21 protein-coding genes, 1 pseudogene and 1 riboswitch are annotated in these 23712 nt (G+C 40.7%); of the genes and pseudogenes, 15 read left to right on the top strand and 7 right to left on the bottom strand.

Annotated elements, in window-relative coordinates; genetic code table 11:
* Window position 1: 1 nt before the first annotated feature.
* Complete coding sequence (gene nagK / locus C2M30_RS07890) at window positions 2-895, bottom strand: N-acetylglucosamine kinase (protein ID WP_054980600.1); 894 nt, start codon at window positions 893-895, stop codon at window positions 2-4.
* A gap of 615 nt (window positions 896-1510) precedes the next feature.
* On the opposite strand from nagK, the gene C2M30_RS07885 reads away from it, so the two are divergent.
* The 3 genes from C2M30_RS07885 (at window position 1511) to C2M30_RS21950 (ending at window position 2822) form a co-directional block, all read left to right on the top strand.
* Window positions 1511-1942, top strand: coding sequence for a CBS domain-containing protein (locus C2M30_RS07885; protein ID WP_010559910.1), 432 nt, complete (start codon window positions 1511-1513; stop codon window positions 1940-1942).
* Between the two features lie 165 nt (window positions 1943-2107).
* Window positions 2108-2473, top strand: coding sequence for a response regulator (locus C2M30_RS07880; protein ID WP_010559909.1), 366 nt, complete (start codon window positions 2108-2110; stop codon window positions 2471-2473).
* Between the two features lie 223 nt (window positions 2474-2696).
* Window positions 2697-2822 carry a hypothetical protein gene (locus C2M30_RS21950; protein WP_267890898.1) on the top strand — a complete coding sequence of 42 codons (126 nt, stop codon included), beginning with the start codon at window positions 2697-2699 and terminating at the stop codon, window positions 2820-2822.
* Between the two features lie 68 nt (window positions 2823-2890).
* Here C2M30_RS21950 and C2M30_RS07875 read toward each other — a convergent pair whose 3' ends face one another.
* The gene (locus C2M30_RS07875) at window positions 2891-3730 is read right to left on the bottom strand and encodes an isopenicillin N synthase family dioxygenase (protein ID WP_105171261.1); all 840 of its coding nucleotides are present in this window, start codon (window positions 3728-3730) and stop codon (window positions 2891-2893) included.
* A gap of 377 nt (window positions 3731-4107) precedes the next feature.
* On the opposite strand from C2M30_RS07875, the gene sbcB reads away from it, so the two are divergent.
* From sbcB to C2M30_RS07860, 3 genes are all read left to right on the top strand, one after another.
* Window positions 4108-5547 (top strand): exodeoxyribonuclease I, encoded by a 1440-nt coding sequence (sbcB, locus tag C2M30_RS07870; RefSeq protein WP_105171260.1) that lies wholly within the window; start codon window positions 4108-4110, stop codon window positions 5545-5547.
* Between the two features lie 8 nt (window positions 5548-5555).
* A complete protein-coding gene (locus tag C2M30_RS07865) occupies window positions 5556-5816 on the top strand; it encodes a Rho-binding antiterminator (protein ID WP_105171259.1) in 261 nt (86 codons plus the stop codon).
* Between the two features lie 139 nt (window positions 5817-5955).
* Window positions 5956-7923: a methyl-accepting chemotaxis protein gene (locus C2M30_RS07860; protein ID WP_105171258.1), complete on the top strand. Its 1968-nt coding sequence runs from the start codon at window positions 5956-5958 to the stop codon at window positions 7921-7923.
* A 59-nt stretch (window positions 7924-7982) separates the two neighbouring features.
* On the opposite strand, the gene C2M30_RS07855 is transcribed toward C2M30_RS07860, so the two are convergent.
* A complete protein-coding gene (locus tag C2M30_RS07855) occupies window positions 7983-8867 on the bottom strand; it encodes an NAD(P)-dependent oxidoreductase (protein WP_105171257.1) in 885 nt (294 codons plus the stop codon).
* Window positions 8868-8960: 93 nt separating this feature from the next.
* Between C2M30_RS07855 and C2M30_RS07850 the strand changes: the two genes are divergently transcribed.
* Together C2M30_RS07850 and C2M30_RS07845 are read left to right on the top strand one after the other, a co-directional pair.
* A complete protein-coding gene (locus C2M30_RS07850; protein ID WP_105171256.1) occupies window positions 8961-9950 on the top strand; it encodes a 2-hydroxyacid dehydrogenase in 990 nt (329 codons plus the stop codon).
* Window positions 9951-10259: 309 nt separating this feature from the next.
* A pseudogene (locus C2M30_RS07845) lies at window positions 10260-10869 on the top strand (MarC family protein).
* A 42-nt stretch (window positions 10870-10911) separates the two neighbouring features.
* On the opposite strand, the gene C2M30_RS07840 reads toward C2M30_RS07845, so the two are convergent.
* Window positions 10912-12234, bottom strand: a complete 1323-nt coding sequence (locus C2M30_RS07840; RefSeq protein ID WP_105171255.1) for a sodium-dependent transporter — start codon at window positions 12232-12234, stop codon at window positions 10912-10914.
* Between the two features lie 106 nt (window positions 12235-12340).
* On the opposite strand from C2M30_RS07840, the gene C2M30_RS07835 reads away from it, so the two are divergent.
* Window positions 12341-13126 carry a 4'-phosphopantetheinyl transferase family protein gene (locus tag C2M30_RS07835; RefSeq protein WP_105171254.1) on the top strand — a complete coding sequence of 262 codons (786 nt, stop codon included), beginning with the start codon at window positions 12341-12343 and terminating at the stop codon, window positions 13124-13126.
* Here C2M30_RS07835 and lysC read toward each other — a convergent pair.
* Window positions 13076-14362, bottom strand: a complete 1287-nt coding sequence (lysC, locus tag C2M30_RS07830) for a lysine-sensitive aspartokinase 3 (protein WP_234004714.1) — start codon at window positions 14360-14362, stop codon at window positions 13076-13078. The genes C2M30_RS07835 and lysC overlap by 51 nt on opposite strands.
* A 130-nt stretch (window positions 14363-14492) precedes the next feature.
* Window positions 14493-14666: riboswitch (Lysine riboswitch) on the bottom strand.
* Between the two features lie 83 nt (window positions 14667-14749).
* Entirely contained in the window at window positions 14750-16003 is a 1254-nt protein-coding gene (gene nhaD / locus C2M30_RS07825; protein ID WP_100913583.1) for a sodium:proton antiporter NhaD, read from the bottom strand.
* Window positions 16004-16197: 194 nt separating this feature from the next.
* Here nhaD and C2M30_RS07820 point away from each other — a divergent pair, with 194 nt between their 5' ends.
* The 6 genes from C2M30_RS07820 to C2M30_RS21945 all read left to right on the top strand — a co-directional run bounded on the left by C2M30_RS07820 (window position 16198) and on the right by C2M30_RS21945 (window position 22852).
* Window positions 16198-17445, top strand: a complete 1248-nt coding sequence (locus C2M30_RS07820) for a hypothetical protein (RefSeq protein WP_105171252.1) — start codon at window positions 16198-16200, stop codon at window positions 17443-17445.
* Between the two features lie 5 nt (window positions 17446-17450).
* Window positions 17451-18002 (top strand): condensin complex protein MksE, encoded by a 552-nt coding sequence (locus tag C2M30_RS07815; protein ID WP_038641964.1) that lies wholly within the window; start codon window positions 17451-17453, stop codon window positions 18000-18002.
* Window positions 18002-20800 (top strand): ATPase, encoded by a 2799-nt coding sequence (locus tag C2M30_RS07810; RefSeq protein WP_105171251.1) that lies wholly within the window; start codon window positions 18002-18004, stop codon window positions 20798-20800. Before C2M30_RS07815 ends, C2M30_RS07810 begins: the two co-directional genes overlap by 1 nt.
* A 51-nt stretch (window positions 20801-20851) precedes the next feature.
* A complete protein-coding gene (locus C2M30_RS21480; protein WP_158683350.1) occupies window positions 20852-21013 on the top strand; it encodes a hypothetical protein in 162 nt (53 codons plus the stop codon).
* A gap of 123 nt (window positions 21014-21136) precedes the next feature.
* On the top strand, window positions 21137-21769 hold the full coding sequence (locus tag C2M30_RS07805) for a lysoplasmalogenase (protein WP_105171250.1): 633 nt from the start codon (window positions 21137-21139) through the stop codon (window positions 21767-21769).
* 48 nt (window positions 21770-21817) lie between these two features.
* Complete coding sequence (locus C2M30_RS21945; RefSeq protein ID WP_105171249.1) at window positions 21818-22852, top strand: phospholipase effector Tle1 domain-containing protein; 1035 nt, start codon at window positions 21818-21820, stop codon at window positions 22850-22852.
* 115 nt (window positions 22853-22967) lie between these two features.
* Here the strand turns inward: C2M30_RS21945 and C2M30_RS07795 are convergent, their stop codons facing one another.
* The gene (locus tag C2M30_RS07795; RefSeq protein ID WP_105171248.1) at window positions 22968-23687 is read right to left on the bottom strand and encodes a hypothetical protein; all 720 of its coding nucleotides are present in this window, start codon (window positions 23685-23687) and stop codon (window positions 22968-22970) included.
* Window positions 23688-23712: the final 25 nt, after the last annotated feature.

The following is a 23712-nucleotide window of genomic DNA, read 5'->3' as shown; positions in this document are numbered from 1 at the left end:
ATTACCCTTTAATTGAGTTTTGCGCAAAATAAACGGCGCCCATTTCTGGCGGCTGCATTGCAGGTTTAACATTTGCCACCACGTCTTTATCTAACCATTCTTGCAATGGCTCGGCTAATCCGCCAATCATTGATAAACGCGGTGGGTTATTTTGTAATAGCTTATTGGCTAAATCACTGATGTAACGTGCACCATCTTTTACGATTGCAAGTGCAACCTCATCGCCTTTCTTTGCTTCTTCAAGTACTGGACGTGCCAACTGCGCATAACTGCTTGATGGTTTGCCCGCCATTGCTTCGGCGATGCCCATTGCATCTGTTACTTTAAAATGCGCTAACAGTATATCGGCAAGTGATGTTTTTGGTCCAAGACCATCTAAGCTTAATAATGCTGATTTTACCGCTTCTAAGCCAAGCCATGCACCGCTACCTTTGTCGCCTTGTGCAAAGCCATGTCCGCCTAATATCGTGCTTTGACCATTCACAAATGAAAAACCACACGAGCCAGTTCCGGTAATAATCACTGCCCCATCCTGCCCTTCGTGCGCACCAATACATGCAGTGTGGAGATCAGTTGTCAGAAACATCTTTTTAAATGGATGGTGCCAATCTTGAATTTGTTGATATAAACCAGGCAGATTGACGCCAGCAAGACCAAGACCTGCAACCACATCGTTTACTTTATCGAGGTTTAAGCCTGCGTCTTGAATTGCTAACTGAGTTGAAACCATAATGGATTCAAGCGTGCGATCTAGGCCATGTAACGGGTTAGCAGGACCGCCCAAGCCCGTGCCTAATACCCCATTTTGGCTCGAAAATACGGTTGCACGACATTTCGTACCGCCACCGTCTATTCCAATAAAGATTTGCTCTTTATTTGCACTACTTGCAACCATTAAACAACCTCAATTCTTATAATTTTTCCGTAAAAGCACTAAACACATCTATTTGTTAATTGTGTTTACTATCCACTTTTACGCATTTCCTCAACCCAAGTGTTGATTTAATGTTACACAAATAATGACAGCGTTGTCATTAAATTTTTATAGTTTTTGCTTATCATTAATTAATATCAGCATAACCATATGTTTTATTTAATATTTAATTTAGGCTTATACGACTAATAGCGAACCGACTTTCGCACTTATCAACGATCAAATGATTACTTTTAGTCGTCTAGATTGTATTCAACAAAAAAGCCTATCGTATACTTTTAATTACAATCGTTATCTTAGCTTAGCGAACTAGAGTATGTTTACCTTTGCAGTCTATTTATTCAAACAGGTTCGACCCAATGGCAGATACCAACTACTCTTGTAATCCATGGTTAACGCTGCCATTTCAGATTCGCGCTTTGTGCCTAATATGTCAAATTAATAAGCCAAAAATTACAATTTCCGGCGCGTAAAAATTAATTGTCATATTTTAGTCTTACCGAGCGTCTATCTCTTTGGCAAATCACAAAGTTACAAACTAAGCTTTAGATAAACAAAGCCAAAAGAGACCGTGCCATGAATTCAATTAAAGTAAAAGATTACATGACGCATCGCGCCGTATCCTTTTCAGTTCATATGACTGTTAGCGAAGCGTCTGAGCGACTGTTAATCTCACATCAAACTGGCGGACCAGTGCTTGATGAACACAAACATGTGGTTGGTTTTTTATCTGAGCAAGATTGCCTTGAGCGTATGCTCGAAGACACCTATCAAAATGAAAGCCATTACAAAGTGGTTGATATTATGCGTACTGATGTACTGGCGATAGATGAAGAACACTCAGTGCTTGATTTAGCACAGACCATGTTAACAAATAAACCCAAAATCTATCCCGTGGTGGATAGTAGCAAACGCTTGGTTGGGGTGATCACTCGCAGCGATGTGCTTCGCGCAATCGATCAGCACCATCATGCAATTTATGAACAAGGCCACAGACGTTTTGTCTAAAAGCGCTGTCAAAATTTTCAGCGAAACAAATTATCGCGCAGTCATTAAAAATGTATTGCGCTTTAAAATTAATAAATAATCGCTAAACAATGCAAAAATAACGGAAGAATACATCCAATTTACTAAGGTTTTTTAATACGAAATAAGAGTTACAAGGAGAAACTCATGGCGCATATATTAGCAGTGGATGACCAACAAACTATTCGCTCAATGATCCAAGCAATACTAACCGGTGCCGGTTATGACGTAGTAACCGCAGTTGATGGTGTTGATGCAATGGACAAACTGCGCGCACAACAGTTTGATATGGTGATCACTGATATTAATATGCCCAATATGACAGGTTTGAGCTTAATCCCAAAAATTAGGCGATTACCTGAGCACCAATATGTACCAATTCTTATGCTAACCACAGAATCGAGCGGTTATAAAAAAGAAAAAGCCAAAAATAGCGGTGCCAGTGGCTGGCTTACAAAACCATTTGACCCCACGCGTTTACTTACCGCAGTAGAAAAATTGCTTAAAAAGTAAACTTTTTCAATTCATAGTGTATACAAAATACAAATTTCCTGTTACAACTACACTAACTTGGTTAAACGCAGCAACTTAGGCAGGTACAACCAGTTTAAGATAAATACAATTACAATTTGCTGTTGTTAAATTACTGAGTGTAAATTTTCGGTCACTTTTTATAAGTTTTGTATAACTTAACGTGACGCTAACGCAATCACCAATGACAACAGGAATGCAGAATATGGGAAACTCAACAGGCAGCTTATGCCCGCCCGCTAACCGCCAACAACCGGTTAATAACAAACATGCTAGTAAGCCGTTTCAACCGACTCAAGATGAAAAGTGTTTTGAACGCGGTTATAACTAACTAAAAAGCCCGCGGTTGCGGGCTTTTCTTTGCTTAATTAACACAACATGCTTTTGTGTTCGCTCAGGTTATTTTACACCCAATTCTCTTAAACGTTCGTTTAAGTACTCATCAGCTGTGTAACGCTCTGAAAGCACGACATCTGGACGAGGGTGTAAGAACAGCGGCAATGAAATACGTGATTTATCCGACGCTTTACCTGTTGGGTTAATTACGCGGTGAATTGTTGATGGGAAATAACCACCCGACGCTTCTTGCAACATATCACCAATATTAATGATTAAGTTACCAAAATCGCACGGCACGTCTAACCAACCGCCATCTTTGTCTTGTACTTGTAAACCTGGCTCATTTGCAGCCGGTAACACAGTTAGCAAGTTAATATCACCGTGTGCCGCAGCGCGAATAGCACCGGGCTCTTCATCACCTGTCATCGGCGGGTAATGTAACACACGTAATAATGTTTGCTCTGAATTTGAAATCATGTCTTTCAAATCGATTGAGAATTTCGCTTTCACATCTGCTGGTGCGTATTCTTGTACCCAACTAAGTAATGTCGATGCAAACTCGTTTGCTAAACGATAGTACTCACGGATCTCAACTTCTAACTGCGCAGGTACTCGTCCTTTTGGATAAACGTGATAATATTCCTTGATATCTTTTTTAGTGAAGCCTTTCGCTACCTCAGACACCTCTGGCGGAAAATAACCATCTTGCGTTTCTTTACTGAATAAAAAATCGTGTTTTTCATTCGAATTAAAGAATGCCTGCCAATTTTTATAAATAGATTCGACTAATTCTTGCGAAATTGGGTGGTTTTTTAATACACCGAAGCCAGTATTTCGTAACGACTCAACAAACTGCTCAGCCGCGTTTTCAGCGGTATAATCAACCGTAGGTAATTGCATAAAATTCACCAAAATAAAAAAGTGAAGAGCCGTTATGGCTCATACACTTATCAAATAATTTCAAGGGATGTGTTTGCACCACACATTCTTACTAAAGTGATTATAGATTATAAGGACGAATGTCCGCACTATTAGGCCGCAAGAATATCTTTTGATTTAAATCAAAATACATTGTTGGCACAATCAAGTTGTTACATGCATCAAATGTTACTTTACCAAGATTACTCGTCTAGAATTACCAAAATTAATCCACTACGTTAAACTGCGTGGAGTAAGACAAAAATACAGTTAAATGATATGCTAGCGAACAATAATACACAGATGGCTAAGAGTTACTCGCTCAAACACCACGCACATTAAGAATGAACTAAGTATTTATGCAGAACCAAGACCAACCCACAATTTACTGGCACGATTATGAAACTTGGGGGGCAACCCCACAAAAAGATAGACCAAGCCAATTTGCGGGTATTCGAACCGATTTTGATCTTAATATTATTGGTGAACCACTGGTCATTTACTGTAAACCACAAGCTGATTATCTGCCCCACCCTATGGCGGCGCTAGTGACAGGTATTACACCACAGCACGCAATGAAACACGGCCTATGTGAAGCAGAGTTTATTAGCAAAATTCATGTGGAATTTGCCAAAGAGCAAACCTGTGTTGCAGGCTACAACAGCATTCGTTTTGATGATGAAGTATCGCGTTATACTTTTTATCGCAATTTTTACGACCCATACGCAAGAGAATGGCAAAACGGAAATAGCCGCTGGGACATTATTGACTTAGTGCGAGCAACCTATGCACTAAGACCTGAAGGTATAAACTGGCCCGAAAAAGAAGATGGTACGCCGAGCTTTAAACTCGAAGATTTAACCGCAGCAAACGGTATTGATCACGGCAACGCCCACGATGCATTAAGCGATGTAACTGCTACCATCGCATTGGCAAAACTCATCAAAGAAAAACAGCCAAAAATGTACCACTACTATTTTAATTTGCGCTTTAAAAAAGCTGCGCAGGATTTAGTAGATGTATTTAATATGACGCCACTGGTACATGTGTCTTCAAAAATACCAGCAAGCCAAGGATGCACAACCTGGATTGCACCAATGGCGTTTCATCACCAAAATAAAAATGCGGTTATCTGTTTTAATTTAGCACTTGATCCAACGCCTTTAATTGAATTAAGTGTTGAAGAAATTCGAGAGCGTCTTTATACAAAACGTGAAAACCTCACAGATGAGCAACTTCCTATTGGGTTAAAGCAAGTCCACGTTAATAAATGCCCATTTATCGCACCGGCAAAAACCCTGTTACCAGAAAACGCAGAGCGATTGGGCATAGATAGAGAAGCGTGTTTGGCAAACCTTAAGTTGCTGCGCGCCCACCCAGAATTACGTGAAAAAGTAGTTGAAGTATTTAACGACGACAGTCATTTAACCCCTATAACAAATCCGGACTACGCACTTTACCAGGGTTTTGCATCAAGTGGCGACAAATCGAAATTTGATATTATCCGCACCACAGAGCCAAGCCAACTCGCCGGTTTACAACTGGAATTTGACGATGCAAAATACAGCGAATTACTGTTTCGCTATCGCGCCCGCAACTGGCCAGAAAGCTTAAGTCACCAAGAGCTTGAAAAATGGCGAAAATACTGCCAAGGCAAACTCATGCATGGCGAAGATAACCCGTCAATTGATGCCAATGAGTTTATGTTAAGCCTAGAGAATTTAGCGCACGAACATGAAAGTGATGAGAAAAAAATGGCAATATTAAAAGCCTTGTACCATTACGCTCAAAGCTTGTAGTAAAACAAATGGCTAAGCGTATTTCATGCAGCTTATACGACTACTTTGAAATTGTGTGTATGCGCAATAGCGAAGTAGTTGTATCGCTAAAAAATAAACAGCAATTCAGTGGCACCGCAAAAGCACTTATTCATGAAAATGGCACTGAATTTCTCTCTCTTATGCAAAGCGACCAAACCCTCGTAAACATCAATCTCACCGATGTCACCATCTTGAGTGCCTGCAATAACGCCATAGAACACCATAACTTTAGTGTTTCATTAATATAGTCGCTACTTTCATGCTATTTTTTTGGTTTCGATCACGCCTTTAACTTACTAATAAAAACAATCGTTAGATGCTTGAAAAATAGACAACTTGTTCTAAATTTAATATGCCTGCATATCGTTTATCAACAAGGAAGTGCGCATGTTAGACAACCTTTCTTTCAAAAAAGCCATTATCGCAATATCCGTTGTTTCATGTTTGTTTATTTTTTTACTCATAGGTTTTTCTATCCAGGAAGATATAGACAACATAGACAGTGCAAAAGGCGATCAATTACTGCTTGAATTGGCGCTGAAAGCCGACAACGTTGCGCATAACTTCGCAGTAGAAAGAGGCCTGTCAGCGGGCTTTATTGCCGGTGGCGCAGCAAGTCAGTTTACAAAAGTAACAGCGCAACGCAAAAAAGCCGACAACGCATTGCAAGCGCTAAAAAATGCCGATATGAACGCCCTCTCTGGTGAAGTAAAGCTGTTGAGAACACGGCTTGAAAACTACATTGCTAACCGCACAGCTATTCGCCAACAAGTAGATAACCGAAACGGTAAAGAGGCCTTTAATTTTTACTCAGAAGTTAATTTAATGGCCCTTGATTTAGTAAAAGCCATTACTGTTTCAATTAATGATTCACAAACTCGTGCGCAGTTTATGCAGGTTTACTTTTATTCACACCTTAAAGAGCATTTAGGGCAAGTAAGGGGAAAACTCAACGGAATTTTATCGGCAAAAAAATTCAATTCAACACAAGCGCAAGAGGTATCAAGTTACATCGCCAATATTCGACGTTTTAAATTGCTGCTGTCGGATAGCTCAGAGCAATCGCGTTTTTTCAAAGATCCCAATATTGCCAAATATAACGACTATATTAATAACACCATTAATGATGTCTTTTTAAATCAAAAACCAACAAGTTCATGGCCAGAAGCAAGCGCATGGTTTGCCACAACCACCCAATATATTAATCAAATTAAACAACGCGCTACTGAATTTACCACTGAGATAAATACGCAAAAGCATGCAACGATTAACAGCTATTACCAAGGTTTAACTGGCAAACTTGTGGCATTATTAGTGATTGCCAGTGTCATCGTATGGGCAAATATTCGCGTAATAAAAGGCCTTACGTCAAAAATAAACCATATCAAAGAAACCTTATCGTATGTGTCGGATTCTGGCGATTTAACCATTCGATTAAACGATCAATCTCATGACGAACTCGGTTCCATTAGTCGAGATATTGATAAGTTGCTCAATTCACAAAAAGATTTGGTTGGTCACTTATCAAACGCACTGCATATTATGAGTGGTAGCATTGACAAAATATCTGATGTCAGTCGCCATGTTATTGATCAGATTGTTAAAAATGATGGCGCACTGCAGAATATCGCCAGCTCAACTGAGCAGCTTTTTCAAACCACGCTAGGTATTAAAAATGAGATGAACGAGTCGATGGATAGCACCTCGCAGCTTGACGATGTGTCAAAGCATACCCGCTCCATCACAGAGCAATCAAAAGGCTCGCTCGATACCCTAATCGAGTTAAATGAAAACGCATTTAACTCCACCGAAAGCTTGCACCATAAAAGTCAATCAATCGTATCGATATTAGAAAGTATTAATAGTATTGCTGAGCAAACCAATTTATTAGCGCTAAATGCCGCAATAGAAGCCGCCCGCGCTGGTGAACAAGGTCGAGGTTTTGCGGTCGTTGCCGACGAAGTCAGACAACTTGCTATTCGCTCTAAAGATGCCACAAGCGAAATCAGTGGTGTGTTGGAACTGGTGAAAAATGACGCAGAAGAATTAAAAAGTTTAATGGAAAATATACACGAGTCGAGCAAGTTCACCTCAACTAACAGTAACTCATCACTTGAAAATATAAACACACTTTATAATCAAATCAGTAATATTCAGGCGCGCTTAAAATCAGTATCGGTGTCAACTGAAGAGCAATCGGAAGCGGCATCTCATATTACCCAACAAGTGAGTGTTATCAGTGAAGAGTCTAATTCCATTACCAGCGATATGGAGCAATTAAATGAATTGATTGAAGGGCTTACACAATCAAATCAACAACTAAAAAGCTCAATTACGCACTATAAAACAGCCTAAGCCGCGAGTTAACTGAAAACGCCACTACTTTGCAACAATTAGCGGCGTTTTATGTGCGATTAACTCTTACCTTTGCTTGCTTCTAAACGCGCTAATAAACTCGAGGTATCATAGCGGCCACCGCCAAGGTTTTGTACTTCACTGTAAAACTGGTCAACAATTGCTGTTACTGGCAGCTGTGAGCCATTTTTACGTGCTTCATCTAGCGCAATTCCTAAATCTTTACGCATCCAATCAACGGCAAAACCAAACTCATACTCGCCCTTAAGCATAGTTTTATGACGATTTTCCATTTGCCATGAACCCGCAGCGCCTTTGGCAATGGTCTCAACCACTTTTTCGCCATCAAGCCCTGCATTCATCGCAAAGTGCATGCCTTCAGCAAGTCCTTGTACTAACCCCGCGATACAAATCTGATTTACCATTTTGCAAAGTTGGCCTGAACCAACCGGCCCCAGTAATTGGCTAAACTGTGAAAATGCCGCCATAACCGGCTGCGCTTTTGCAAACACCGCTTCATCACCACCACACATTACGGTTAATACACCATTTTCTGCGCCAGCTTGTCCGCCTGAAACAGGTGCATCAATAAAGTCATTGCCCTGTGCTTTTGCAAGTTCGGCTAGCTCCTTTGCAACTTCAGCCGAGGTTGTAGTGTGGTCCACAATAACAGCGCCCGGTTTTAATCCAGCAAGTATGCCATCTTCACCTTTCACCACTTGTCGTAAGTCGTCGTCGTTGCCAACGCAAATAAACACAAAGTCTGCATTTTCAGACGCTGCTTTTGGCGTTTCGGCAAAGCTACCCAAATATTCATTAGCCCACTTTTGCGCTTTTGCTGTGGTGCGGTTATAAACACATGTTTCATAGCCCGCATTTTTAAGATGACCCGCCATTGGGTAACCCATTACACCTAGGCCAATAAACGCAACTTTTAACGACATAACTTACTCACTTTTAATCTTTACAAAACTGCGATTGAGTATAATCATTTAACACATTGAATTATAGGCCTACATTTCGCCAAGGATATCTATATGACTACAGCACCATTTCGCATCGCGTTTTTTAGCGCGCAAAAGTACGATATCAGCGCATTTGACAGCCAATTGCCAAACGATATAACAGCTGAATATTTTACGCAGCCACTTAACGAAATTTCAGTAAAACTTGCCGAGGGGTTTGATGCGGTATGTTGCTTTGTTAATGATACGCTCAGTGAAACAGTGATTAACGCCTTAAACGAAATTGGCATAAAACTCATTGCCCTGCGCTGCGCAGGTTTTAATAACGTGGATATTTCAGCCGCAAATCATTGCAAAATGGTCGTAGTACGGGTGCCTGCGTACAGCCCTGAAGCGGTTGCTGAGCATTGCTTAGCACTTATTCTTACGCTTTCTCGTAAAACTCATAAAGCCTATAACCGCGTTAAAGAAAACAACTTTGATTTAAATGGCTTACTTGGTTTTAATCTGCATAACAAAACGGTTGGTGTGATTGGGCTTGGTAAAATAGGCCGCGCTTTTGTTCGAATTTTAAATGGGTTTGGTGCTAATGTTATTTACTTTGATCCGTTTACTGAAAGTGATACTGCAACCCCCGTTAGCCTAGAGAGCCTCTACCAGCAATCCGATATAATTGCCCTGCACTGCCCACTTACCAACGACACTTTGCACATCATCAATGAACAGGCACTTGAGCAAATGAAACCGGGCGTAATGCTTGTCAACACTAGCCGCGGCGCGTTAATTGATACTGCTGCGTGTATTCGCGCACTTAAATCGCGCAAATTAGGTTATTTAGCACTTGATGTATATGAGCAAGAATCAGAACTGTTTTTTAAAGATATGAGCTGTGAAATTATCGACGACGATGTATTTCAGCGTCTTCTCACCTTTCCCAATGTGCTGATCACTGGCCACCAAGGCTTTTTCACACAAGAAGCTATGAGCGAAATTGTGGCGACCACACTTGACAATATTTCGGCGTTTCGTTTGCAGCAACCACTTAAGAATCAAGTAAGTTAAATCGTGTTAATAAACACGCAAAGTAATGGGTAATAGCAGTACACATAATTACAATTTTAAATACTATTACCCGTTATAATTGCGTGCTCACAATGCCCATTACATTCATTAAGTGGTTACAGTTCACGGTCGAATAACGCTACCATTAATAAAACATTTGGCTCGCGACAATGGTCGTTTAATTAATAAAGCTTTGTGTGATTTTTCAATCGCCTTTCACACATAAAAAGCACAATATTAAGTTACACACTATGTAACAACATAAGTGCTTTCATCCCGAACACGTCAACTTAATAGGTAAATTTTTATATGATTGACTTTGCAGCAACCTTTATTTTGTTTTTTGCGGTTATCGACCCCATTGGCACAGTACCTGTATTTATTGCTGTGACACGCGGTTTCGACGCCAAAGCAAAACGCAAAATTGCGATGCTTTCCGGACTTGTTTCCGCTCTTATACTGCTATTTTTTGTAATTGCCGGAGAGTACATTTTAAGCGCTATGGCAATACCCTTATCGGCGTTTCAAATCGCTGGCGCGCATTGTGCTGTTCTTATTTGCGCTTTCAATGATTTTTGGTGAAAGTAAACCTGAAGAAGAAGTACGCTTGGTAAAGCAGTATCATGAAACCGCCATCTTCCCGTTAGCCGTGCCCTCTATTGCAGGGCCTGGTGCTATGCTTGCGGCAGTACTTGCAACCGAAAATGCCCGCGTTGATTTGTGGCAGCAAGCGCAAGTTGCTGGTGTAATGATAGCTGTAGTATTCTTAGCATTTTTATTAATGCTAATGGCAGGCAAAATTCAAAAACTTATTGGTAATGCAGGCGCCATCGTTATTAGTAAAGTAATGGGTTTAATTTTAACCGCGGTTGCAATCACAAACGTACTCACCGGCTTTAAAAGCTATTTTAACTTATAAAAAAAGCGCGTTTAAAACGCGCTTTTTTGTACCAATAACCTATTACTTAAATGCCACGTTAGCAAACACCGCTAACATTAAGATTGGGCAAATAAAGCGAATATAATTTGCTAGCACTTTATAACCAAGTTTGTTTGATTCGTGCAGTTTGTTACCGCGCTTCCAAAGCCACCCCACAACCACAAAGTAGAATAACCCCATTAATGGTAATTGATATTGGGTAAATACGGTGATCACTAAGCCAAACAACCATTCAAAGTTAACGATAATCACACTTGAACAAATACCCACAATAACCGTTACCAGCCAAGTTGCTGGTTTTCTATCAAAACCATGGTTTTCGACTAAAAACGATACTGGAATTTCTGTCGATGAAATTGTTGACGTTAGCGATGCAATCGACATTAATACAAAAAAGACAAACGCCACCACTAAACCAAAGGCACCTAAGGTAGCAAACAGCTGAGGTAACACAGCGAAAATTAACTGTCCTTCACCAATCAACTTACCACCTTGCATAATCTCAACACCCTGCGCTTGTGCCACATAAAGTGCTGGAATAATCAGCAAGCCCGCTAAAAATGCAACGCTGGTATCAAGCATGGCAACCGAAATCGACATTTTTGCTACGTTAGCATCACGTTTTAAATACGAGCCATAAATCATCATGCAACCAACACCTAGCGATAACGAGAAGAACGCTTGTCCCATTGCTGCAATAATTAAATCAGGATCAGTGACTTTACTAAAATCAGGCACTAAATAAGCATTAAACCCTTCGCTTGCGCCATCTAACGTCGCAATATAGGCAATTAACGTAAGCAGTAATACCAATAAGACCGGCATTAATCGGCGCGACCACACCTCAATACCCGACTTAACCCCTTTTAAAATAATACTGGCGGTTAATATCAGCATCAGCGGCGTAAAAATAAAGTTGCGCAATATTGAATCTGATTTTAAGAAGTTTGCAATGTCGGTAAGGCCAAAGAATGTGGCGATTGGTTCAAGTGCAAATGCCAGCATCCAGCCAGCAACAATGCTGTAAAAGCTTAGCATAACAATGGCGCCGCCAAGGCCAATATAACCTGCTGCCGCGCCCATTTTCTTGCTGGTAGATTGGCACGCTTCAGCCAACGCCTTTACGGGGTTCGCTTGTGCACTATGGCCAATATAGAGTTCAGTAAAAAGCGCAGGTAACGCCAGTAAAAAAATTACAATAAAATAAACCAACAAAAATGCACCACCACCGTGGTTTGCCGCTTGTGTTGGGAAGCCCCAAATATTACCTAAGCCAACCGCGGCGCCTGCCGCCGCTAATACAAAACCTAAGCGACTTTGAAAGCCATCTCTAATTTGTGCCATATTGAACTCTTATTTTTATTATCTACACCACGACTTACGTAACCAAGCAAGATATACTGCAGCAAATTGTAAAACTGCGCTTGGCTAAAAGACTAATCTATCGGGTATGGAAACGATTAACAACAAAAAACCACCAATCACAGGCATCTCGCCTGAGCGCGCGCATTTTAGCGTGCTAAGCCCTAAGTCACCAATTAATTTAGTTATAGCCAATAGCCAAGCCCTTAATTTCGAGCAAATAAACATCACAAGTTTGTTATCTGCGCATGAAATTAGCATTTTAGAGAGGCGCAAGTTAGAAAGTGCTAAACGCGAATACTTAGCCTCGCGTTACTTAATAAAGCAGTTAGCGCAACAGTTCTTTGCGTATGAAGCAGCTGAACTCACCACCTTTTTTGATGAACACACTGCGCGTTTGGTGATTAAGTATCAAAACAACACCCTGCCACTTTCACTGGTGATAAGTCACTCCAAAGGCTGGGTTGCGGTATATTTAGCACATGAGCCAGAGCGTATGGGCATCGACCTTGAGTTTATGTCGCAAAAGCGCCCTTTTTTAAAATTAGCCAAACACTTTTATCATCAAGATGAAGTTAGAGAAATTGAAGCAGCAAACCCTATGTCCGATACTTTTTTTCGTATTTGGACATTAAAAGAGGCCCTTGCTAAAGCTGTTGCCATGCCAATTGCCCAGCTGCTTTCGCCTAATGTATATCACGGTTATGCAAAACATAATTTAGCAGCCTATAGCTGCCAAATTAATGGGTTTGATTTTAGTATTGCAACGCCAATCACTGTTAAACAGCCACCAGCGCTTGTTGAAGTTTTGCTTAAAGGTGATTTAACAGGCTTCGAGCAAACGGCTGTGAATCGCTTGCACCACGTTATCTGATTCAGTTTGCTCAACTAAGAAACACAGGTTGTGCTTACTTGCGCCATGGCAAATTAAACGAATATTAAAATCACTGAGTACACCCATTAGGTTAATTTCACCATGGCGTAATTGAATCTCAGAGCCGATTAATGCCACCAAGGTTAAATTATTCTCAACCGTTACATGACAAAACTCGCTTAACTCATCAAGACAAGCTTGATCAAGCTCCGGGCGTGATGCATTTGGCGCATTATCAAGCGTTAACGCAACACTAATTTCAGAGGTAGTAACTAAATCTACTGAAATATTGTATTTCGCTAAAATAGTGAAAACACGTGCTAAAAAGCCACTAGCAAGTAGCATTTCTGGGCTTTTTACCGTTAATAATATTTGGTTTTTACGCTGGGTTACCGCGCGAATGCCCGCTTGTTCTGATTTTTCTTTCTCAATCCATGTGCCGCCTTGCTCTGGCGCTTTACTTGAACCAACAAACACACTAATGCCACTGCGACTTGCTGGTAAAATTGTGGCTGGGTGCAATACTTTGGCACCAAAGGTTGCCATTTCTGCCGCTTCATCAAAGCTCAGCTTTGCAATCGGTGCTGCTTTTGCACATAAACGAGGATCTGTACTAAAAATACCCACTACGTCTGTCCAAATGTAAACCGCTTTTGCGTCAACCGCTTCAGCCAATAATGCTGCACTGTAATCAGAGCCACCACGGCCAAGCGTAGTTGTATCACCTTGGCTATTTGCACCAATAAAACCTTGGGTAACTACAATGTTTTCGCTTAATAACGGCAATAAGTTTGCTTGTGCTAATTCACGAGTGCGTTCAACATTCGGTTCTGCTTTACCAAAATGTGAATTGGTCGCTAGCACTTCGCGTACGTCAAAGCGCAGCGATTGTGCGCCTAAGCTGCGTAAAACTTGGGTAAATAAATACGATGATAAACGCTCACCAAAACTTAATAGCTCGTCGCTTGCTTTGTCATCAAATTCGTTTTGTAATGCAAAGGTTTTAAACGCTTCAAGTGTTGCTAAAAAACCTTCGGTAATGTCGTCATCTAATGTGAGTTTTTCAGTAATTTTGTGCTGAATAGCTACCACGGCGTCAATATGTTCTTGGCGCGTAGCGTCCGTCAAATCGTCATTTGCAAGGCTTACTAAATGATTGGTAACACCAGAGCTTGCACTTACGGCAACTAAACGGGTGCTTGGGTTTGATATAACAATTTCGGCGCAGCGCACCATAGCGTCATATTCTGCGACACTGGTACCACCAAATTTTGCTACATTAATACTCGAATTAGACACGGTCTCTCCTTTAAATCTTAATAAGGAGAACTTGGCAAGGAACGTGATTGATTACATCAGGATAGTCTCTGCCAGAAGCTCTCCACCTGTTACAGGTGACAGTCCCGAAGATTCAACTTCTAGAACCGAAGCAAGCTGGCCACAAATCCAGATCACTCCTCGGCAGTTAACCCCCTGATAGACCGTCGTCGGGAATGTGCCCTCGAATCTACTACCTGGTTAATGCACCTCTTCTGTGTTTGAATACTTAATAAGCACACAAACAAAAGCCTTCTAAAAAGAAGGCTCTTGAAATTTACCGTTTAGCCGTCTAGCTGTCAATCACTAATTAAGAAATAAACAACCAACTAAATACGATGATGAATAACCAATGGTGTAGGCAATCATCAAATACATAAACATACGTAGGTAACTTACAAAGGTAAGCTCCTTAATTTTGCTCATCGCAATAATACCCGCAGCTGAACCGATAATCAGCATTGAACCGCCTACACCGGTTGCATAGGTAAAGGTTAACCACTGACGTGTATCCATTACGATATCTGCTTTTAAAAGTGCTGCGGTAAGCGGTACGTTATCAACCGCTGCTGACAAAATACCCATAAAGTAGTTTGCATATTCAGGTGCAAGCACTTCATAAAGGTGGGTAAATTGATTCAACACACCAATCTCTTTCATCGCACCTACAAGTAGTAACACACCTACAAAGAATAATAAGGTGTCGTACTCAATTTCACGCACGTAATCGATGATCTTTTTATTCACGTCTTTTTTGCGCATTAAGAATTGCGCAACTAAGAACATTAGCGATAAACCAAATAAGAAGGTTAATAATGGCGGAATGTGATACCACACACTAAACATCAGCGTCGCTACGATGGTCGAAACAAAAATACAGGCAATGGTGATATCGGTTTTTTCAATACGGCGTAGCTCTACTTTTTCAAAAGTAATGGTGCCTTTCATGCCCATACTTAGCATCGCCGCTAAAATAAATACCGATAACGCTGCAGGAGCCACAAGCAACAACAAGTTAGCAATGGTGACTTTATCAGCAAGGAAAATCATTAAAGTAGTTACATCACCAGTGATAAGCGATACCCCACCTGAGTTCACTGCAAATACAATAAGCGTGGCATACTTAATGAGTTTTTTGGCATCAAGCTTTAACGACATCACAACCGCCAGCGATATCAGCGTTGCGGTGATGTTGTCAGAAATCGACGAGAAGAAAAATGCAAACGCACCGATTAAATACATCAAATTGCGTTCGCTCATTTCATTAGGCAATACCCTATGCACCAAGCTTTGAATAAACCCTTTGGAGTTTAAATATGCAACAAAGGTCATCGCTGCCATCAAAAACAACCACAAGGTCGCAATTTCTAAAATATTATGATCGAGTTCTTTTTGAACAGATTCTGGACTTTGCCCATGTAAAGGGGAAATAAAGAGAATAATCCAGCACAAAGTTCCAAAAAATAGCGTTGTTTTGGCTTTGTTTACATGGATAATATCCTCTATAACAATCAGCACGAATGCGATTATTATCAGCGCGAGAATAACACCTGACACCATCTTGTTATTTTAACCTGTAGAGTTGAGTTAAAAATTTGAACGAACACCCAACCTGCGGTCGATAAGAAGCCTGTTGAGCGGCGCGAAGTGTAGCACTGAAGATTACCTAAAACCACTACGGTTTTAGTCTAATTACACATTTTTTTTATAAAAAATTTACTTTTTGGATAGATATCAAGTTAACGTGGATAAATATGATCCCACCTAAAAGAATTCTAGCAACCTTGGTAGAGAACTGGTCACTGATTGAAGCCCTAATTAAACGCTTTGATTTTGGCGATTTTAGCTTCCAAGATGCCCAAAGCTTGTTAAAAAAGTTAGAACCAAAACTCTCTTCCGAGGCGGTATTTAAGCAAATTAACAAGTTGATCCAGCTAGAGATCATCATACCTTTAGCTAAATCGTCGCAGCTCGAAATTAACCGTGCTATTGCCGATTTCTCGCAGTTTTTATTGCAAGAAGAAAGCCTTGGCCTCGTTGGCGAGATTCACGTACTCGTTGACGATTTGGCGCGCTTAAACCAACGTTTATCTAACGCTGGCTTTAACGACGATGAAATGGAAATTAAACGAAACGCCCGCATTATGGATGAGCGCGTGCGTAAAATTGTTAAATTATTCCAACATAATCAAAATGCTATTTTTAACCTTGTTGAACAAGCTAAATCTAACGACTCTAATTTAACGCTGGCAAAACGCTATAAAGCGGTCATTGAAGCATTTGATGAATACATAGAGCCAATGCTAAATATGGTCGATATTGGCGGCGAATTTAAGCTGTGTTTTGAGCAAATTGAAGCCTCTCTGAGTGACTTGATTATTCACTTCACCACCCTCGGCAAATTTAAACACGAAAAGCGCCAGCTAGAGCAATTGCGCAGCCGTATTTTAGATATGTATTTAATTGGTCAGCAATCTCTCACCAAAAGTGCCGATGTATTATTGCCACTGCGTGAAGAGCTGCGCCGCAATACCCAGCTAACCAAGCAAACCTCTGAGGTACTTGCGCTTATTCGTAAACAAGGGGTGGATAAAATCCTTGGCGAATTTATGCCGTACTTTAACTCAGAGGCGCAGCGATTATCGCTTGGTTCTAACAACCAAATCACTGCGTACATGGCTGAGCTTGCTGAATTTGAGCACGACGAATACGAATTACCGGATATGAGTGCGGTAAATCAATACACTGCACCTAATATTCCTGATTACAATCAAGTAAAACAGCGCTTTACGCAAGCTAAACGCAGCAAAAAAGCGTCTATTATGGATTTCTTAACGACCACCTATGATGAACTAGAAACTGACGAGTTATTATACCTTTACCAAAAACTAGCAAGCGATAACACGCTCGCTATTTCACACGGCGAGCAAGTAACCATTCAAAGTGGTAATAAACAGCTTACGCTAAAGCCGTATCTCGCAAGTGCAGTTTCATCGGATTAATTTTTATGTCTCAAATCGATTTATCATTGCTTTCAGAGCTGAAAGCAATCAATAAAAAACTGGTGTCTGGCTACCATATTTGCGAGCAAGACAGTCAACTATTTCAACAACTTGATCAAGAGTTTGATGCCTATGAAGCGCTTTTTGCGGCACTTGGCCAAACCCTTGTTCACGATGCCCGCGGTTTTTATTACCTGCAAGTTGATGAGGGCACGCCGAATATGGGTAAAATCTCGCGCTCATTTGCTCTTACCATTTATGTGTTGATTGAGCACTATGCCAACCTAGGTAAAGATCCACTAGTCGCCCTATTCGATAGCGATATCGACCTTGAACTGATGATGACCTTAGTGCAAAACAACAAGCACTTATTTGATCAGCTAGAGATTTTTTCGGGTAGCGATATGCGCCGCGATGTGTTTTTACGTATGGTAAGGCTTGGCGTTGCCCGCGAAACTGAACTGGGTTTTCGTATTCTTGCATCAGCGCACCGCTATTTAGATGCCCTAAACGACATTAGCAATTTTCAAAGTCATATGGACGAGGAGCAAGTGTAATGACTGAATTATATGGATTAACCAAACTTGCCCTATTAAATACCGCAGGTTACGCAAAATGCGTGATCCCGCTCAATAAAAGTAGTTCTATTTGTGCGCCTAATAACACAGGTAAAAGCTCGGTTATCAACGCTTTACAGTTTCCGCTAATTAACGATTTACGTCTAACCGAATGGGACGGACACGACCTTGACGAAACCCGTAAATTCTATTTTGCGTCTGATCAATCGTATATTCTACTAGAAGCAGAACTCCCCCATGGCCCAGTAGTAATTGGTGTAGCAGGCCTTGGTAAAGTAGCAGGTTATGGCTACCAGTATTTTTGCTACCACGGCAAATTAGATTTAGCCGACTACACGCAAAACAAACGCATTTTAAAATACACTCAGCTATTTAAAGAGTTAGGTGAAAAAGGTTACGCCCCGTATGAGCTTAAAGCACAAGAGCTAAATGCTCTTCTGACAGGTGGCGCAACACCGTTTGATAGCGTGCTTAACCTTAAAATGATCCCGCTCAACCATGCCCATGATGCACCAATTTATAAAGAGATCTTCCGCCGAATTCTTAACTTACATAAACTTGGCGCGCAAGATGTAAAACGCTTTATGTTAAAAGTGTTTGAACGTCATATGTCAAACGCCAAGGTGGACTTTTACGATGTGTGGCAACGCGCCTTTGAAAAAGTAAACCGTGCAAAAATAGAGTTAAAAGCACTTGAGCAAAATGGCGAGGCGATCACCGCACTTGAGAGCATGTTAGAGCATCAAAGTGCACTAAAAGGCAAACTTGCAGCCTTTGCGCCAAAAATTGATAAAGCCTTAATTGATTACAGCGATTTTAACGACAATAAACTAGTTGAAATCACCGAGCAGCTAGAAGGCATTGAAAGCGAAAAAATCGAATTTGAACAGCGCCAAAGCTTGTATGTCGGACAACTACGTGAGATTGAGCGTAAACGCACCCAACTTGATGCTTGGTTTAGTGAATTTTCAACCCTTAAAAATGAATTTGAGCTTGTTAACGAAGCACAATTAAAAGCCGAGCTTTCACAAGTTAAAAAAGAATACGATGCGCTCTCGCATACCCTTGCCAGCGCCGAGGGGCAATCACTGGTTACCCTAGATTTCCGCATTAAAGATGCCACCAAGCAAATTAAGAGCTTAAAACAGCAGCTTAAAAACCTTGAGTACAACTTATTTACTCGCATGCGTGAAGACTTATCCCTGAAAGAAGTAGAAGATATTTCGTGCCTGCTTAACCACGATATTATGACCATGGCAACGTCGGGTAAAAACGACATTACCATTCATGATGAAACTGCATTTAGTGAACTGCTTGATTTAATTTCCCGCTCAATTGAGGGTAATGTCGCCAAACTACCGGGCATTGATATTCCATTAAAGGGCTTAAACGCACTTAAAATGCAATCGGGCGATGATAAAGAAACCATTAAAGCGCAAATTAACGCGTTTGAAACATCGCTGAAAGAACTACTGGCACAAAAAGAGGTTGCTGTTGATTTAGAAGGCAAAAAGCACGAAAAAGAAACCCTGTATCAAACGGTAATGGCGCACGAAGCCGCACTGAGTCAATTTGCTAAATACACCACTATGCTTGCTTCAATTGAGGCGCAAGAGTTATTGCTATCACAACTTGAAAGCGAACAAGATGAGGTAGAAGGGTTACTCAGCGAAGTGCAAAACGCCGTTGCCACCATTGCCGATAGACGTTCAATCATTAAAGCTAACCGCGATATGCTAGCACGCCAAAGTGCCCGTTTAGCGCAAGTAAAATCAGAACGTATTGACCATACCCTTGATTTTTATTCTGGTAAATCAACGCCCTACCCAATTGATATCGCCATTGATTTTGATAACTTAGCCGATTTAATTCATGGCTTTAATAAAGACTGTCATGAGCTAAGAAATTTTGCGGTTAATGTATCAAACACCTACCTGCATATTTACAACGCAGGCTTAACAAAATTCGATGGCGAAACCGACGAATACGTAAAATATCAAAAAGTGATTAATGCATATCATAACCTTGATAACGAGCAACAAGCGGTAGAACGCCAAGCGCGTGTGGCATTGACCGAAGTAGCTGCCACCATTAAAGGGCTGCGCGAAGATTTAGATCGCCTGCGCCGTGAAATGAACAGCTTTAATAGCGGCATTAGCCAGCACCGTATTTCAAACTTAAAGAGCTTTAAAATTGAAGTACTGCCGCGCAAACAGCTTATTGAAAGTATTGATACCATTATCTCTACCTCAAATAAGCTTGATAACGGCGACACGCTCGATTTACTTAGCCAACAAGCGTTTGATGAAAAAGAGATTAATCGCGCAAAAGACCACTTAATTGAGCTTGCCACCGGCAATGGCGGTTTAACCTTAAGTGATTTATTTGATATTCGCTTTGTCGTGGTCAACCGCGCGGGCGAGCAAGATACCTTTGATAAAATCGATTCTGCTGGTTCAAACGGTACCCGTATCACCATAAAGCTATTGTGCGGCATGTTATTTATTCGCTACTTATTGGCAGATAAAGAACAAAGCAAATACCGTATTCCAATCTACATTGATGAAGCAGCTGATATCGACCCGCAAAACCAGCAAGCGATTATTGAAACCGCTTACAGTTTTGGTTTCGTCCCGCTATTTGCCTCGGTTAAGCCGCAGGTAAGCTGCGAATACATCGTACCTATTCGTACAGTAAGCGATGGTAAACAAAACTGGGTGGATGAAAACGACTGGATTGAAGTAAGCGATACTGAAAGTAATTTAGCTGCAAGCTAATTTAACCAGGGCTCTAATTATTTAAAAGCGGCACAAAATAAGTGCCGCTTTTTGTTTCGTTCTCTTTTACCTATATTCGCCTCGGTTAAACCGCAGGTAAGCTGCGAATATATCGTACCTATTCGTACAGTAAGCGATGGTAAACAAAACTGGGGAGATGAAAACGACTGGATTGAAGTTAGCGACACTGAAAGTAATTTAGCAGCAAGCTAATTTAACCAGAGCGCAAATTATTTAAAAGCGGCACAAAATAAGTGCCGCTTTTTGTTTTAAATTGTTGAGTTCTTCGCAGTTCTTGCGTATTTTGGTCACAATTTTGTTGTAAAACCGTTAATTATGTTTAATACACTTCTGCCTTTTATTTTTATTTCGGCATACAGTCATATTTACTTTGATAGCTTAAAAAAAGATGCACTCTGTTATATTTTTAAGCCGTTAACCACCATTTTGATCATTTGCCTTGCCTATATGCAAACTAACACCTTTACCCCTGTTCACTATTGGGTATTTGGCGGGTTAGTCTTCTCACTTATTGGCGACATATTCTTAATGCTGAAAAAAGATTACTTTTTGCAAGGGCTTATCGCGTTTTTTATCGCCCATGTTGCTTATGTAATCGCCTTTACTGATACCGAAGGGTTTGAATTTAATGGCTGGTTGCTACTCTTTTTATTAGCCTATGCTGGGGTATTAATTGCCGTTTTAAATAAACATTTAGGTAAGTTGCGTATTCCAGTTTATGCCTATGCAACGGCACTGACGTTAATGGTGCTTACAAGCTACAACTTCTTCCAGCTATCGTGGCACTACATGAGCCTTTACGCCTTTGTTGGTGCGCTGTTTTTTATGGTGTCGGACTCAATTTTGGCGTATCGCCGTTTTGTTAAAGAATATGCGTGGAGCCAACCTGCTATTTTAGCGACTTACTACATCGCGCAAAGTATGATTGCACTTAGCTTAACCAATTAGCCTTGAACGGTTTTATAGAATAACGAGTATTAACAAGGAATGTTTTAAATGAATGCCGTATTTTGCTTCGATGGCACCTGCAACGAACCCAGTGATGTCGATGATGTATTTTACAACAGCAGCATCAGCAATATTTTAAAAACCCATATCTTTTGCGGTGGTGATTTAATTAATATAAGCCACGCCTTTGAACAGCAAAAAAGTTTTTATTACGCAGGCATTGGCACCTACGGCAATTGGTTAAGCCAAGTGTTTAATACCATGTTTGCGCCAGAGTACGCTGACTTAGAAAGCATTTACAAGCAAGCCTATAATGACTACCTCACTCTTAGGGGTGATGACCACATTTTTATTTTTGGTTTTAGCCGCGGCGCCGCAATTGCAAGGCGCTTTGCCAGCAAACTCACTGAGCAAGGGCGAAAAATCACTTTTTTAGGTGTATACGACACTGTTGCGTCTATCGGCATGCCCGATTTAAGCGCACACACTCAGCCTGCAAGCGATGTGGTTTTTGAAAACAACAGTGTAAGCCCGCTAATTCAACAGGCAGTGCATTTAGTTGCTATAGATGAACGCCGAATTGCTTTTCAACCCCTGCTGATGGCACCGGGTGCTAATGTAAAAGAAGTGTGGTTTGCAGGTGTGCATGCAGATATTGGCGGCGGCTTTTGGCACGATGGTCTTGCCGATATTTGCCTAAGCTATATGCTTGAAGAGGCAAAGCGCTTTGGTTTACAAGTGCTTGAACTTCATCAAGTCGATTACTCAAAACTTAGTGAGAATGAGGTATCCATCGGCTCTGACGATATCGCCATTTTCCCGCAAATTGATGCCCCACTTCACCAAAAAGAACGCACCGGCTTTATGTCATCAAAAACCTTAAACCCAAGGCAAGTGCGCGTTGATTGTATGGAAGACTGTATGCCGCTGGTACACTACAGCGTAGTTGAACGTTTTCAAGCTATCGCCGATTACCGTCCAATTGCCCTTCGCAATAAGCCATTTCAGTTGTTATTACCTAATGGAAAACGCAGTGGGATGATTTTTGGAATAGAGGGTATGAGGGAATATTCGGTTTTATAGTTTAAGACTATAGCAAAGCATGCTTCCATGCGGGTATCTTGCGCCATCCATGGCGCCCTCGTTCATTCTTTTTAAACGGCCAAAAAGAACGAACCAAGAAAAAGCCGACCCAAAATCAAACTGATTCTTCAAAACTGTATTTCAAGTTTAACTTGTAACGTGCACGATGCAAGACCTGACCCCAATTCACATTAAGGTTGAAACTTGTTTTCGCTGCTATAGCTGCATATTCAACAACTTGTTCTTCAGTGTGATAAACTATTTCACTCTTTAATATGTCGAGTGTTTCGTGAATCCACTCTATGCTTATTGATATAAGTTCTGCCAGAAAACCATAAAACTGCTTTGCATTTGGTGGATATAAAAGATCAATTTCTGTCTCAAAGACTTTTTGAACTCCATCTTTACATATATAAGAATTTATTCCTGATTCGATTACTGCTCGGTAGCACTCATAAGTAAGGTAATCATCATTCTCTCGAGTAGCATCTCTAAATATGTGCGGATGCCATTGCACCGCTCGCTCTAATATTTTCTGATCAATGTGACCAGCTCCTTTATTTCTGATATGTGAAATAAACTCTAAATCCTTCCTTAATTTACGTGTTTTAGAAACAAAGTCACTATCACCTTTTATTCTAATTTTATTAATTGCATCCTTTAGGTTGTGCAGAGACACAAATACATTCAAAGTCGCTCGAATTTGAAACGCTAAGCTATCTTTATCTGCTGAAGTTAAGTGAATATCTTTTTCGAAAGTTAGCAACTCATTTAGAATGATCTTTAAACCAACATAATCTGCTTTTCTAGATATTTGATATTTATCTTTACTCAATCGCCTATAACCTAAAGTTGAAAAT

This window comes from Pseudoalteromonas sp. T1lg24 (assembly GCF_002964745.1).
GTDB classification, from domain to species: Bacteria; Pseudomonadota; Gammaproteobacteria; order Enterobacterales; family Alteromonadaceae; genus Pseudoalteromonas; species Pseudoalteromonas spongiae.
Note: the sequence above shows the minus strand (reverse complement) of the source record. Positions and strands in the feature narration are given on the sequence as shown.